General features: G+C 62.6%; 13 protein-coding genes. 9 read left to right on the forward strand and 4 right to left on the reverse strand.

Going from position 1 to position 12,939, the window contains the following annotated elements; translation table 11 throughout:
- Window positions 1–29 precede the first annotated feature (29 nt).
- Window positions 30–2,072, reverse strand: coding sequence for an NADH:flavin oxidoreductase (locus BLR85_RS20725; protein ID WP_093161762.1), 2,043 nt, complete (start codon window positions 2,070–2,072; stop codon window positions 30–32).
- A 124-nt stretch (window positions 2,073–2,196) separates the two neighbouring features.
- On the opposite strand from BLR85_RS20725, the gene BLR85_RS20730 reads away from it, so the two are divergent.
- Window positions 2,197–2,814, forward strand: a complete 618-nt coding sequence (locus BLR85_RS20730; protein WP_093161765.1) for a TetR/AcrR family transcriptional regulator — start codon at window positions 2,197–2,199, stop codon at window positions 2,812–2,814.
- Between the two features lie 9 nt (window positions 2,815–2,823).
- Here BLR85_RS20730 and BLR85_RS20735 read toward each other — a convergent pair whose 3' ends face one another.
- A complete protein-coding gene (locus tag BLR85_RS20735; RefSeq protein WP_093161766.1) occupies window positions 2,824–3,969 on the reverse strand; it encodes an amidohydrolase in 1,146 nt (381 codons plus the stop codon).
- Between the two features lie 177 nt (window positions 3,970–4,146).
- Between BLR85_RS20735 and BLR85_RS20740 the strand changes: the two genes are divergently transcribed.
- The 5 genes from BLR85_RS20740 to BLR85_RS20760 all read left to right on the forward strand — a co-directional run bounded on the left by BLR85_RS20740 (window position 4,147) and on the right by BLR85_RS20760 (window position 8,296).
- Entirely contained in the window at window positions 4,147–4,482 is a 336-nt protein-coding gene (locus BLR85_RS20740) for a hypothetical protein (protein WP_093161767.1), read from the forward strand.
- A 92-nt stretch (window positions 4,483–4,574) separates the two neighbouring features.
- Complete coding sequence (gene rpe, locus BLR85_RS20745) at window positions 4,575–5,270, forward strand: ribulose-phosphate 3-epimerase (RefSeq protein ID WP_093161769.1); 696 nt, start codon at window positions 4,575–4,577, stop codon at window positions 5,268–5,270.
- A 338-nt stretch (window positions 5,271–5,608) separates the two neighbouring features.
- The gene (locus BLR85_RS20750; protein WP_093161771.1) at window positions 5,609–6,622 is read left to right on the forward strand and encodes an ABC transporter substrate-binding protein; all 1,014 of its coding nucleotides are present in this window, start codon (window positions 5,609–5,611) and stop codon (window positions 6,620–6,622) included.
- A gap of 116 nt (window positions 6,623–6,738) precedes the next feature.
- Entirely contained in the window at window positions 6,739–7,506 is a 768-nt protein-coding gene (locus BLR85_RS20755; protein WP_093161773.1) for an ABC transporter ATP-binding protein, read from the forward strand.
- Entirely contained in the window at window positions 7,499–8,296 is a 798-nt protein-coding gene (locus BLR85_RS20760; RefSeq protein ID WP_093161776.1) for an ABC transporter permease, read from the forward strand. The genes BLR85_RS20755 and BLR85_RS20760 overlap by 8 nt, the downstream gene beginning before the upstream one ends.
- A gap of 264 nt (window positions 8,297–8,560) precedes the next feature.
- On the opposite strand, the gene gap is transcribed toward BLR85_RS20760, so the two are convergent.
- Both gap and BLR85_RS20770 read right to left on the reverse strand, forming a co-directional pair.
- Window positions 8,561–9,562, reverse strand: coding sequence for a type I glyceraldehyde-3-phosphate dehydrogenase (gap, locus tag BLR85_RS20765; RefSeq protein WP_093161778.1), 1,002 nt, complete (start codon window positions 9,560–9,562; stop codon window positions 8,561–8,563).
- An 862-nt stretch (window positions 9,563–10,424) separates the two neighbouring features.
- Window positions 10,425–10,859: a phasin family protein gene (locus BLR85_RS20770; protein ID WP_139188482.1), complete on the reverse strand. Its 435-nt coding sequence runs from the start codon at window positions 10,857–10,859 to the stop codon at window positions 10,425–10,427.
- A gap of 154 nt (window positions 10,860–11,013) precedes the next feature.
- Here BLR85_RS20770 and BLR85_RS20775 point away from each other — a divergent pair, with 154 nt between their 5' ends.
- The 3 genes from BLR85_RS20775 to BLR85_RS20785 all read left to right on the forward strand — a co-directional run.
- Window positions 11,014–11,637 carry a 50S ribosomal protein L25/general stress protein Ctc gene (locus BLR85_RS20775; RefSeq protein ID WP_093161783.1) on the forward strand — a complete coding sequence of 208 codons (624 nt, stop codon included), beginning with the start codon at window positions 11,014–11,016 and terminating at the stop codon, window positions 11,635–11,637.
- 252 nt (window positions 11,638–11,889) lie between these two features.
- Window positions 11,890–12,585, forward strand: coding sequence for an aminoacyl-tRNA hydrolase (gene pth, locus BLR85_RS20780; protein WP_093161785.1), 696 nt, complete (start codon window positions 11,890–11,892; stop codon window positions 12,583–12,585).
- Window positions 12,586–12,670: 85 nt separating this feature from the next.
- Window positions 12,671–12,939, forward strand: a 269-nt coding sequence (locus tag BLR85_RS20785; protein ID WP_139188483.1) for a helix-turn-helix domain-containing protein, incomplete at its 3' end; no start/stop codon positions are given.

The following is a 12,939-nucleotide window of genomic DNA, read 5'->3' on the forward strand; positions in this document are numbered from 1 at the left end:
TGGGCGCACCTGTTGCTCAGGCTGAGGCGTCAGATGTCCTTGAGCAGGCGCAACGCATCATAGATCGCGGCATGGGTGTTACGCGGGGCGACGGCATCGCCGATGCGGTAGAGCTGGTAATGCCCCTCGGGATTGGTGCAGACCCGCTGGGACTCTCCCGAAAGCAGTGCATCGTAATCCACCTCACCGAGGTTTCTCGATCCGGGTTTCAGATCGAAATAGAGCGCATCCAGCGGCTGCGTTCCATAATTCACCACGACCTGATCGAAGGGAAGCTCGGTGGTCGCCCTGTTGTAATCTGAACCGATCGTTGCTCTCAGCCTGTTTCCGTCCCGCTCGACGGAAAGAAGCCGGCGCGCGACAGTCAGGGTGGCGCCCTTCTCCTGCAGCTCGGAAATGTAAGGAACAAGGTTCATTCCCATGATATCAGGGGCAAAACTCCGATCCGGCGTCATGATTTCGACCTGTGCGCCGGCCCGCGCAGCAATCAGCGCGGCCTGCAGTCCCGGGTGATCGCCGGATTCGTCATAGACCAGAACGGAGCGGGCCGGTTTCACGTCTCCCGAGATGATGTCCCAGGTCGTGGTCAGCAAGGCATTCTCGCCGCGTTGCTCGAAGAGTTCCGTATTCGGCAGACCACCCGTCGCAACGATAATGACATCAGGATTTTCTTCCTCGACGTCAGCGGCTTCCGCCCACGTATTGAAGCGGAACTCCACCCCGTCGGCCGCGCATTGCGCCATGCGCCAGTCGATGATCGAGATCATCTCGCGCCGCCGCTCAGATTGCGCGGTGAGCCGGACCTGCCCACCTGGATCGGGCGCGGCCTCGAACACCAACACCTCATGCCCGCGCGCCGCCGCGACGCGCGCGGCCTCAAGCCCGCCGGGTCCGGCGCCGATGATGACCACCTTCTTCACCTCGGCGGGCGGAATGTCATGCGGCATGGTCAGCTCGCGCCCCGTGGCCGCGTTGTGCATGCACAGCGCCTCGCCGCCCTGGTAGATCCGGTCCAGACAGTAGTTCGCGCCGACGCAGGGGCGTATGTCCGCCTCCCGCCCGGCCATGATCTTGCGCACGATATGCGGGTCCGCGATATGGGCGCGGGTCATCCCGACCATGTCCAGCAGCCCGGCCGAGACCGCGTGGCGCGCCGTCGCCACATCGGGGATCTTGGCGGCATGGAAAGTCGGCAGCCCCACCGCTTCACGCAGCGATCCGGCAAATTCCAGATGCGGCGCGTTGCGCATGCCCTGGACCGGGATCACGCCGGTCAGCGCCGCGTCGGTATGAATGCGCCCGCGAATGATGTTGAGGAAATCGACCTGCCCCGTCGCCTTCATCCGTTCGGCCATGGCCAGCCCCATCGCCGGATCGATACCACCTTGGCAAGCCTCGTCAGCCTCGAAACGCACGCCGAGAATGAATTCGTCGCCCACCCGCTTGCGGATCGCTTCGATCACCTCAAGGCCGAATTTCATTCGGCTTTCCAGCGTCTGCGGACCGTAAGGCCCGTCCAGCGCATTGGTCAGCGGCGACCAGAAATTGTCGATCAGGTGGCCATAGGCTTCCAGTTCGATCCCGTCCATGCCGCCTGCCTGCATCCGTTCCGCCGCATCCGCGAACTCCCGGATAATGCGCGCGATATCCCAATCCTCCAGCACCTTGGGAAAGAACTTGTGTGCCGGCTCGTAATGCGGTCCCGGCGCCACCGAGGGCAGCCAGTCGCCCTTGGACCAGCCCGTCCGCCGGCCCAGATGCGTGAGCTGGATCATTGCCGCGCAGCCATGTTCATGCAGCGCGTCGGTGAGGCGGCGGATCCATGGCACCACCTCGTCCTTGTAGGCGAGAATATTGTTGAAGGATGGCGGGCTGTCGCGCGAGACGACCGCCGAGCCTGCCGTCATCGCCATCGCCACGCCACCCTTTGCCCGCTCTTCGTGATAGGCAATGTAGCGCTCCTTGGGCATGCCGTCCTCGGCATAGGCGGGCTCGTGGCTCGTTGTCATGATCCGGTTGCGAAGCGTCAGGTGCTTGAGCTGGTAGGGCTGCAACAGCGGATCGTTCGACATGTTTTTCTCCTGCGCTTGCATGTGGTTCTGATCGGAATTGAGTCGCCGCGCGTCATTCGGGCAATATCTCGACATATGTGTCAAGAAAGTTGTCATACCTGTCTAGTCTTGCTACGTCTGGGCCATGAATGCAGTGTCACATCCCAAGCAACGCGGAACCGAGGAGCTCTGGCTGGACGCGGCCTATCGGCTGCTGACCGAGAGCGGCGTGGAGGCCGTGAAGGTGATGCCGCTGGCCAAGTCGCTTGGCCTGTCGCGGACCAGCTTCTACTGGCATTTCAAGGATCGCGAGGCGCTACTGGAGGCGATGGTGACCCGCTGGGAGGCGCGCAATACCGGCAACCTGGAAGCGCAGTGCGTGGCCTATGCTGAAACGATCTGCGAGGCGATGCTGAATATCTGCGATTGCTGGCTGATGCCGGAGCTGTTCGACTCCCGGCTGGATCTGGCAATCCGCAACTGGGCTCGAACCGATCCGGCACTGCGTCCACGCGTCGAGCAGGCAGACCAGCGGCGCCTTGAGGCCATTACGGGGGCCTTCCTCCGCTTCGGCTATCCGCCACAGGAGGCGGAGGTGCGCGCGATGACGGTACTCTATACTCAGCTCGGCTATATCTCGATGCAGATCGACGAGTGCCCCGAGACACGTATTGCCCGCATCCCCGCCTATGTCGCCGTGTTCACGGGACGTGAGCCGAGCGAGGCGGAATTTGCCCGTTTCCGCGCCCGTCACGTGGCTTGAAGGAAAAGCTCAGCCCAGCAGGTCCCGCGCGATGCGCTCGAAGATCGCCGCGCCGATGGGGATGAGGTCGTCCGGGAAATCGTAATCCGGGTTGTGCAAGGCCGCGTGATCCTCGCCCGGCCCGAGACAGAGCATCGCCGCCTTTGCGCCCCAGCCGAAAACGCCGAAATCCTCCGAGGCGCGCATCGGCAGGCCCTGATCGCCGTTGGCCACGCCAATGGCGTCCATCGCCGCAACAGCAACCGCCGTCGCCTCGGCATCGTTGATCGAGGCCGCGAAGATGTCGTGCAGCGCGAAAGAGATCTCCAGCCCCTCCGCTTCTGCGATATCCGTCACGCGCGCCCGCGCATCCTGCTCCATCGCCGCCATCGCTTCATCATGTGCCGTGCGCAGGGTGGCAAAGAGCACCGCCTCGCCCGGTGCCACGCCAAAGGCCGGCTCGCCGACGCGGAGATGGGTAAGCGTCACCAGCCGGAAATCATCGTCCAGCTTGCCCCCCTGCCCCAGCCCTTCCAGCGCCGGGATGAGCCTGGCCACGGCATGGGCGGGCGAGGTGCCGTCCTCCGGGTTCGCCGCGTGGGCGGTCTTGCCCGTCAGTCGGATTTCCAGCCCCCGCGAGGCGCAATTGATCAGTCCGGCACGGGTCGAGACAGTGCCGAAGGGCCGGCCCGGTTCGTTATGGATGGCAAAGGCCCAGTCGGGCCGGATTACCTCGAAACTCGGATCGGCCACCACGGCACGCGCACCGCTGCCGTCCTCCTCGGCAGGCTGGAACATCAACACCACGCGGCCGCGCGCCACGGGCTTGCGCTGTAGCAGGCGGCCAAGCGCCAGCAGCATGGTCATGTGGCCGTCATGACCACACAGGTGCCCCTTGCCGGGAACCGTTGAGCGCCAGGGTGTCTCCGAGATCTCCTCGATCGGCAATGCGTCCAACTCGGCCCGAAACAGGACGGTCGGCCCGTCGACGCCCGTGTCGAACACCGCTGCAACCCCGTGCCCACCCAGCCCGCTCAGCAACTCGTCCGGTCCCAGCGGTTCGAGTGCCGCGCGGATGCGGCGCGCGGTGTCGGCCTCCTGGCCCGAAAGCTCGGGATGGCGGTGCAACTCCCTGCGGAATGCGGTCAGTTCGACAAGGTCGGAATTGCTCAGCATGCGAAGCCCCGTCTGATTTCCAAGCCACTTCAAGCGCTATCTGCAACGGACACAAGGGGAAAACATGCCCCGTCCTTGCGCCGGATCAGCGATTCGCCGGTTCGGATGTGCTAGGCTGGAGCAAGAGCGCCGCTCCTCGGCGGCGATCTTCCAATTTGCAATTGCAGGGAGGGAGAAATGAGACCTGTTGTCCTGTTGATCGGTCGTTTGCCGGATGTGATGCGCAATGTCATCCACGAGTTGGAGGATCTGCCCATCCAGTGGCTCGGCGCGCATGACCGTGACGAGGTTATCGCGCAACTGGACGCCGAGCCGAATGTCCAGAGCGTCGTGATGGGCGCCGGGCTGGACGACGCGATCCGGGGCGAGTTGATCGGCGTGATCGCCTCCCGGCGACCCGATCTGTGCATCCACGTAAAGGACCGCGCCTCGGGGCCCGCCGGCATGGCGCCTTTTGCCCGGCGGGTGGTGGAATCGGAAATGCTGCACTGGAAACGGCTCGACGTCGCCTGATCGGCGGGCGCGGGCCGGAACCGGCTCGACAGCGGCGCGGGAACCTGTAAAACCCGCTCCCGAAGGCCCGTTTGGCCAAAGGGAAGAGAGCCATGTTCGACCGTTCCATCAAGATCGCACCATCCATCCTGTCGGCGGATTTCGCCAATTTCGGCCAGGAAATCCGCGCCGTGGAAGCGCAGGGCGCCGACTGGATCCATGTTGACGTGATGGACGGGCATTTCGTGCCGAACCTCACCTTAGGTCCGCCGCTTTGCGCCGCGATCCGTCCGCATATCTCCACGGTGATGGACGTGCACCTGATGATCTCGCCGGTCGATGCCTATATCGACGCCTTCGCGGAGGCCGGCTCCGACATCATCACCGCTCACCTCGAAGCCGGCCCACATACCCACCGCACACTGCAGGCGATCCGGGGCGCGGGCTGCAAGGCAGGGCTGGCGCTCAATCCCGGCACCGGCATCGAGGACATCGCGTACATGCTCGACATGATCGACCTGATCTGCGTGATGAGCGTGAACCCCGGCTTCGGCGGGCAGAAATTCATCCATTCCCAGGTTGAGAAAGTGCGCAATCTGCGTGCCATGATCGGCGACCGCCCGATCCATATCGAGATCGATGGCGGCATGACACCCGAAACCGCCCCGCTGATGGCCGCAGCTGGCGCGGATGTGCTCGTCGCCGGCTCGGCCGTGTTCAGGGGCGGATCGGTGTCGGACCCAGCCCCCTATGGCGAGAACATCCGGGCGATCCGCGCGGCGGCAGAGGCCGCGCGAAGCGGCAGCTGAGGGACCCGAGCAGTCCTTTGGACTGCGCCTCCGGCGGGGATATTTCTGGAAAGAGGAAGAGGAAAAACTGGCGTTTCGTTGTCGGCGAAGGGCCTCGAAGGTTTTATGCTTCCAGCCGCCAGCGCACTCGGCCTGACCGTTTCGCAAGCTTCTGCGATGCGCGGAAAACCGGCGGGAATTCCCCGGATCGGTTCCGACTGCGGCAGTTTCACCTTTCCTGAATTCTGCTTCACCCTTGCAGACCCGGCGTCAAACGGTTTGACTCGCCCGCGCGGTGCGTGGGCCGATCCCGCCCGGTGCCGGAAGCAAAAGCGATCACGGTGAGAGGGAGGAAACTCATGCAGAAATTTAACCGCCGCCACGCCATCGGGCTGATTGGAGGCGCGACCGCAGCGACCCTTGCGGCCCCTGCGATAGCGCAAAACCGCAAGATCACGGTGGGCGCGTTGCGTTTCACCAGCCATGCCGGCTCGTTCGTCGCCTATGAGAACGGCTATTTCACCGAGGCCGGCCTCGACCTGGAGCTGAAGTTTTTCCAGGCCGCCCAGCCGATGGCGGTGGCCATCGCCTCGGGCGATGTCGATTTCGGCGTCACCGCCATTTCCGGCGGGTTGATCTCGCTGGCACAGAAAGGCGCGGTAAAGGTCATCGGCGGCGCACTCTCCGAGGAAGACGGCATTGACGGCCAGAAGATCCTAGCCTCAGACGCAGCCTTCCAGGCCGGGCTGACCGCGCCTTCGGGGCTCGACGGCAAGACTTTCGGCATGTCCACCGCCGGCTCCTCCTTCCACTACATGGGCTCCAAGATCGCCGCTGCCGAGGGTGTCAGCGTCACGTTCAAGCCGCTGCAGAAGGTCGGCGCGATCATCGGTGCGCTCAAATCCGGTCAGATCGACGCCTGGTCAATCGTGCCCCATATCGCCAAGCCGCTGGCGGGCTCCGGCGCGGTCCACATCATCGGCAACGTGTCCGACTACATCCCGAACTACCAGGTCACGACCGTCTTCACCTCGGAGAAGAACGCCGCTGGTGAAGCCGACTTGGTGAAGTCCTTCCTCGGCGCCTATTCCAAGGGCGTCACGGATTATAACAGCGCGATGATCGACAAGGCCGGCGGCGAGGATGGCATCAACGCCATGGTCGACCTGCTCCACAAATATGTCTACGCAGACCAACCGCTCGAGAAGGCAGCTCCGGGCATCATCAACGGCACGATGCGGCTCAACGAGGGTGCCGCTCTCAACATGACCTCGGTCGAGGATCAGCTGAGCTGGTTCCAGGCCGAAGGGCTGGTCGATGCCAATATCACCATGGACATTCTGGTGAACCCGAGCTTCGTCGAAACGCTCTGAGCGGGTCGAAAACATCGAGGACAGCACGGCTCTCCTCCCAATCCCCAACCGGCCCACATGTCGGGCCGGTTCTTTTGACCGGGCGCGTTCCGCGCTTGTGAAGGAAAGGAGCGCGGATGGATCTGCGCGTAGAAGGGCTCAGCCACGCCTATGACGGCATGGCGGTGCTCGACGGAATAGACCTCGACATCGCCACGGGACGGATCCTTTGCCTGGTTGGCCCGTCGGGATGCGGGAAATCCACTCTCCTGCGGATCATCGGCGGGCTGGAGCGCCCAGTGAGCGGACAGGTTATGCAACTCGGCACCCCGCCGGAGGGTTGCCTGAACCCGCTCACTTACGTGTTCCAGGATTTCGCCTTGTTGCCCTGGCGCAGCGTTGCCGGAAATGTCCGACTCGGGCTAGAGGCGCATGGGCTGCCGGAGGCACGCATGGCCGAGATCGTTTCCGACGTGCTGGCCCGCACCAACCTGTCGGATTTCGCCGAGGCCCTGCCCAAGCAACTCTCGGGCGGCATGAAACAGCGCGTGGCGATCGCCAGGGCGCTGGCCGTGAACCCCGCCGTCATGCTGCTCGACGAGCCGCTCTCGGCGCTGGACGCGCAAACCCGCGAACTGCTGATGGAAGACCTCGTTTCACTCTGGACACGCGCTCCCTTCACCGCCGTCTACGTCACCCACAACCTCGCCGAAGCTGTCCGCCTTGGCCATTCCATCGCGGTGCTCTCGCGCCGTCCCGGCCGGATCCGCGAGATCGTGCACATCGACAAGCCTCTCGCCGATCGCATCCACATGGATGCCGAGCTTGAATCGACGCAGGAGCACCTGTGGAACCTGATGCGTGAAGAGGCCCGCGCGGCCGATGCGGAGCTGCTCAATGCCTGAAACGCACGCCCAACCCGTACCCTTTCGCGGCGGCGGTTTCCGCCCGGTGGCAATCCGTGGGGCTGGTCTGGCTGTCTTTGCCAGCCTGCTGATCCTGACCGAATGGGGCACCCGTTCCGGGTGGATCTCCGCCCTCACCCTGCCCCGGCCGAGCGATGTGGTGAAAACCTTCGGCGAACTCTGGAGCACGGGGATGCTGTTCAAGCATCTGGTTCCGTCGCTCACGCGCCTCGTTGTTGGAGCCTCCATCGGCGTCACGCTGGGCGTCTCGACCGGCATCCTGATCGGGCTGTTCTCCTATGTCCGTTCAGGCCTCGTCCCGCTCGTCGCCGCACTTTTCCCGATCCCCAAGATCGCCCTGTTACCGCTTTTCGTGATCTGGTTCGGCATCGACGAGGGTTCCAAATACGCGCTCATCGCCTTCGGCACCTTCACACCCACGGTCGTGGCTACCTACGGTGCCGTGGACAACGTGGATCGCACGCTGATCCGCATGGGTCAGAGTTTCGGAATGGGCTGGTTCGCCATCGTGCGCAAGATTGTGTTGCCCGGCGCCATGCCCGGCATCCTCTCGGGGCTCCGGATCTCGCTCGCCATCGGCATCATCCTGCTGGTTGCCGCCGAGATGCTGGGCGCCGAATACGGCATTGGTGCCTATATCCTCGAAGCAGGCGCGCTCTATGACCTTGAACGGCTCTTCGCTGGCGTGGTGATCCTGTCCGCGCTTGGTATCCTTGTAAGTACGGTGATCGGGGCAATCGAGAAGCGTCTCCTGAACTGGAGGACATAACCAAGGCTCTATCGGAGCGCCACCATGGGGGTTTCACCCCCAAACCCCCAGGATATTTCCAGTCAGAAGAAAACTGGATCGCTGCTGGCTTCTTCTGACTGGACGTAGCCCGGGGGCAGCGCCCCCGACAACGCCAGAAACATGCGCCTCTGCGGCATCACCGCCGAACTTGCACGGCAGCGACACCAAAAAAGAAAGCCCCGGCAAGAATACCGGGGCTTCCTTTAGTTTCGGTCAGGTGGTTCATCCTGACCGCGAGGGAACTCAGATAAGCGAACCCATCTTGACGGCCGTATCGGCCATCCGGTTCGAGAAACCCCATTCATTGTCGTACCAGGACAGGACGGAGCACAGGGTGCCGTCCATGACCTTGGTTTGATCCATATGGAAGATCGACGAATGCGGGTCGTGGTTGAAGTCGATGGAGACGTTCTTGAGGTTGGTGTAACCCAGAACACCTTTCATCGGGCCATCAGCAGCGGCCTTCACGGCGGCATTGATTTCCTCGACGGAGGTTGCACGCTTGGCGATGAACTTAAGGTCAACGACCGAGACATTCGGCGTGGGCACGCGAATGGCAAAACCGTCGAGCTTGCCGGCCAGGTCGGGCAGAACGAGGCCAACGGCCTTGGCAGCACCGGTCGAGGTCGGGATCATCGACATTGCAGCCGCACGGCCGCGATAGAGATCGCTGTGCAGCGTATCCAGCGTCGGCTGGTCGCCGGTGTAGGAGTGGATCGTGGTCATCATGCCCTTCTCGATGCCGATGGCGTCATTGATCGCCTTGGCAAACGGGGAGAGGCAGTTGGTGGTGCAGGACGCATTCGACACGACGGTGTCTTCGGCGGTCAGAACGTCGTCGTTCACGCCATAGACGATGGTCTTGTCGGCGCCGGCGCCGGGAGCCGAGATCAGCACGCGCTTGGAACCGTTCTCCAGGTGCATCGCGGCCTTTTCACGGGCGGTGAAGATGCCGGTGCATTCGAGGGCGATATCGACACCTTCCCAGGGAAGTTCCTTGGGGTCGCGGAGCGCGGTTACCTTGATGGGGCCGGTGCCGACATCGATGGTGTCTTCGGTCGTGGTGACCGTGCCGGGGAAACGGCCATGCACGGAGTCGAAGCGGATGAGGTGGGCATTGGTCTCGACCGGACCCAGATCGTTGATCGCAACGACTTCGATATCGTCACGGCCATTCTCCACGATGGCGCGGAGCACGTTCCGTCCGATGCGGCCGAAACCGTTGATGGCAACTTTCACTGTCATGGTCTTTTCCTCATTTCAGAGCAGGATCATCGTAGCGCCAATGGCAATCTTCCATGGCGCCGAAACTGTTGGTCCAAGGTCCCTTGCGGAAGGCTCAGGCCCTTGGGCGTTGTCTTACCGAGATAGGCAGTTTTGTCACCATTCAAATACCGCTAACGGGTCCTCACTCACTGCATGGCACAGCTGAGACGGCACGGCCCTTGGCACGGCACGAGCGGGAAAGGCGATGGCATAGCCCCAGGTCGCTGTCCCGCTTTCGGGGCGCTCAGAAACGGCGGACAAAACTCTCCCAACGAGCGTCCTGACTGATTTTGTTGATTTTTTTGAGACCTTGCGCACACAGAAAAGCTTACGCTTCCTTGCCATGAAACAGTCTCACGCTTTCCGGCTTTTGGCGCTTTGAAACCGGAAAATTGCGCAAATTCCCGACGGAATGGACATCAAACGGCAAGGGTAGCGGTATCACTGGCGTCAATCTGCCACGCCCTCGCCGGGCAATATGTTTCTCATTAGTTTCGCTGTCCTCTCACGACACCAAAGCGGGCGACTTCGCATCACCATGAGTCGGGCGATCGACCAGCCGGGCATTCCCCCCCATCGTCGAATGGACAACCCGGCCCATCGTATCCGCGCGGGGCCGTCCCGCTACACACGCCATTGCCGGAGAGCGCATCCAAGTATCGCGGCAGGTCCGGAAGGGAAACGCCTTACGGCCTGCCAATTCCAGGACGAGACAAAGTGAAAAAATGACCGCCGCGATTCTTGTGCAGAAAAGCGGCGGTCAGGGACCGGATAGGTTCCAGTCCCGCGCGAAAGCCGCCCCGTACGGGTCCTCCCCGGCTTCCGCGTCTAATATCGAAGGCTAGCTGTCTTTCCCCCTGCCCGTAACCGCGTCCAGCGCGGCATTGTTCATCTTGAACAGCTTGCCCGTCTCGGCGCTGTATTGTTCGAACGCTTCCTTCATGAACCGGCACTGCAATTCCCGCAAAGCCGCCGGATCCCTGCATTGAAGGAGCTGGGCCTGGAAATCGAAATCCTGTTTCAGGCGATCGGAAATGAATCGTGCAATCTCGGAATTCATCTCAACGACCATCTGATACCAGAGCGGATTGGCCCATGCCCAGGCGCCGAGCCCGGCCTTCTGCCAATCCTCGAACAGAGACATCATCTGTTCCGTGACCGCCTGGGCGGTCGTATTCATTTCGGGCATTGCAAGTCTCCCCCCTCGCACGCGATTCGTCGAACCGGTCTTCGCAGCATTACTATGGGTAAACAGGCTGTCCTTGACCTCGATCAACCCCCCCCTCTGCCGGCAAACCGCTGACCGTACTCACATTTGGCCACGTAAAAACACGTTTCCCCTTTCCAAAACGACAAATCCCACCTATAGCCCCAGCTTCATTCAACCGGGCATACACCCTTGGAGGATGCCCAAATATCAGGAGATACCAATGGCTGGTGAGATTCCGAATCTTAATGCCACGGTTCGCGCGGGGACAGGCAAGGGGGCCGCTCGCCAAGCTCGTCGTGACGGGCTTGTACCGGGCGTCGTCTATGGCGGCGGCGCTGATCCGATTGCGATCAACCTTCCCTTCAACGAACTGCTGAAGCGCCTCAAGGCGGGACGCTTCCTGTCCACGCTCTTCAACCTTCAGGTCGAAGGCCAGGAAGACGTGCGCGTCATCTGCCGGAACGTGCAGCGTGACGTGGTCAAGGACCTTCCGACGCATGTCGATTTCATGCGCCTGCGCCGCACCTCGAAAGTGGCCCTCTTCATTCCCGTCGAGTTCACCGACGAGAAAGACAGCCCGGGCATCAAGCGCGGCGGTGTGCTGACCGTGGTTCGTCCCGAAATCGAGCTGGTCGTGACGGCCGGCGAGATCCCTGAAAAGGTGGAAATCTCGCTCGCGGGTCTCGACATCAACGACCACATCTCGATCTCCATGGTCAAGCTGCCGGAAGGCTCCAAAGCGACCATCGACCGCGACTTCAACATCGCCTCGATCTCGGCCCCGTCGGGCCTGGCCGCCAGCGGCGACGGCGAAGACGACGAGGAGGAAGGCGCGGAGGAGTAATCCTTCCGCCCCTCGGGAAAAGGCAAAGGGCGTGCCATCTGGCGCGCCTTTTTTTCTGCCAGTTTCTCAACGCGAATTTCCGCGCGAAACCATGAGCATTCACCTTTCCGAAAATATCCCGGGGGACGCGCGCCCGCGCGCGGGGGGCAGAGCCCCCTCTGCCACAAGAAGCCCTTTTGCACCCCGGGGCTGGCATTACCGGCCGGTTCACGGCATGAAGCGCCAAAGCAAGCGAAACAGGAGCCACGCCCCGTGCAACTCTTCGTCGGCCTCGGCAATCCGGGCGAGAAATACGCCCGCAACCGGCACAATATCGGTTTCATGGCGATGGACCAGATCGCCGCCGATCACGGCTTTGGCCCCTGGCGGAGCAAGTTCCAGGGACAGTTCTCCGAGGGCCGCTTCGGCTCCAACCGCGTCGTGCTGCTCAAGCCCGAGACCTTCATGAACCGCTCCGGCCAGTCCGTCGGCGAAGCGATGCGCTTCTTCAAGCTCGAACCCGAAGATGTCACCGTCTTTCACGACGAACTGGATCTTGCGCCCGGCAAGGTGCGGGTGAAGCAGGGCGGCGGACATGCCGGCCATAACGGGCTGCGCTCCATCCATGCCGCTATCGGCCCCGAATACCGCCGCGTCCGCCTCGGCATCGGCCATCCCGGACACAAGGACGCCGTCGCCGGCTATGTCCTGCGCGATTTTCCCAAGGCCGACGCGGACTGGCTCGACGACCTGCTGCGCGGTATTGGCGATGGCGCACCGGCGCTGGCCACCGGCGACTCCGGCAAGTTCATGAACGCCATCGCGCTCCGGGTGAACCCGCCGCGTTCCTCCACCAGCCAGCCGAAAACCGCGACCGAACCGCCGGCCAAGGCGTCCTCCACCCAGGCCCCGCCCGATGAACCCGATACGCGATCCGCGCTGCAAAGGCTCGCCGACCGCTTTCGCTAGAGCGTGTCGCGGCCTATCTGATTCAGGCTTCCCAGATTGGTTGTGATGTGATTCCCTTCTGTTGAGGCAGATATAGGGGTCTCAGATGTGCAAACCACATCCAATAGAGCTACGCGAGCGCGTCGTCGCTTTTGTCGATGAAGGTCACGGGCACCGCGAGGCGGCGCGGCACTTCCGGGTTTCGCCGAGATTTGTGAACGATCTGATCAAGCTGCGGCGGGAAACCGGATCACTGACACCACGACCGCAAGGTAACGGAGGTGGTCACCGCAAACTGGCCGGCGTGACCGGCTGGATTGAGGCGCGCATCGCCGACAAGGGAGAGATCACACTCGGCGAATTGGCAGCGGAATT

The organism is Aliiruegeria lutimaris, from assembly GCF_900099935.1.
Taxonomy (GTDB): Bacteria; Pseudomonadota; Alphaproteobacteria; order Rhodobacterales; family Rhodobacteraceae; genus Tropicimonas; species Tropicimonas lutimaris.

Excerpts from the sequence above, each read along its gene's own strand:
- BLR85_RS20730 (WP_093161765.1), top strand. The coding sequence starts at position 2,197 with ATGAATGCAGTGTCACATCCCAAGCAACGCGGAACCGAGGAGCTCTGG.
- BLR85_RS20755 (WP_093161773.1), top strand. The coding sequence starts at position 6,739 with ATGGATCTGCGCGTAGAAGGGCTCAGCCACGCCTATGACGGCATGGCG.
- BLR85_RS20750 (WP_093161771.1), top strand. The coding sequence starts at position 5,609 with ATGCAGAAATTTAACCGCCGCCACGCCATCGGGCTGATTGGAGGCGCG.
- BLR85_RS20760 (WP_093161776.1), top strand. The coding sequence starts at position 7,499 with ATGCCTGAAACGCACGCCCAACCCGTACCCTTTCGCGGCGGCGGTTTC.
- BLR85_RS20740 (WP_093161767.1), top strand. The coding sequence starts at position 4,147 with ATGAGACCTGTTGTCCTGTTGATCGGTCGTTTGCCGGATGTGATGCGC.
- BLR85_RS20735 (WP_093161766.1), bottom strand. The coding sequence starts at position 3,969 with ATGCTGAGCAATTCCGACCTTGTCGAACTGACCGCATTCCGCAGGGAG.
- BLR85_RS20775 (WP_093161783.1), top strand. The coding sequence starts at position 11,014 with ATGGCTGGTGAGATTCCGAATCTTAATGCCACGGTTCGCGCGGGGACA.
- gap (WP_093161778.1), bottom strand. The coding sequence starts at position 9,562 with ATGACAGTGAAAGTTGCCATCAACGGTTTCGGCCGCATCGGACGGAAC.
- rpe (WP_093161769.1), top strand. The coding sequence starts at position 4,575 with ATGTTCGACCGTTCCATCAAGATCGCACCATCCATCCTGTCGGCGGAT.
- BLR85_RS20725 (WP_093161762.1), bottom strand. The coding sequence starts at position 2,072 with ATGTCGAACGATCCGCTGTTGCAGCCCTACCAGCTCAAGCACCTGACG.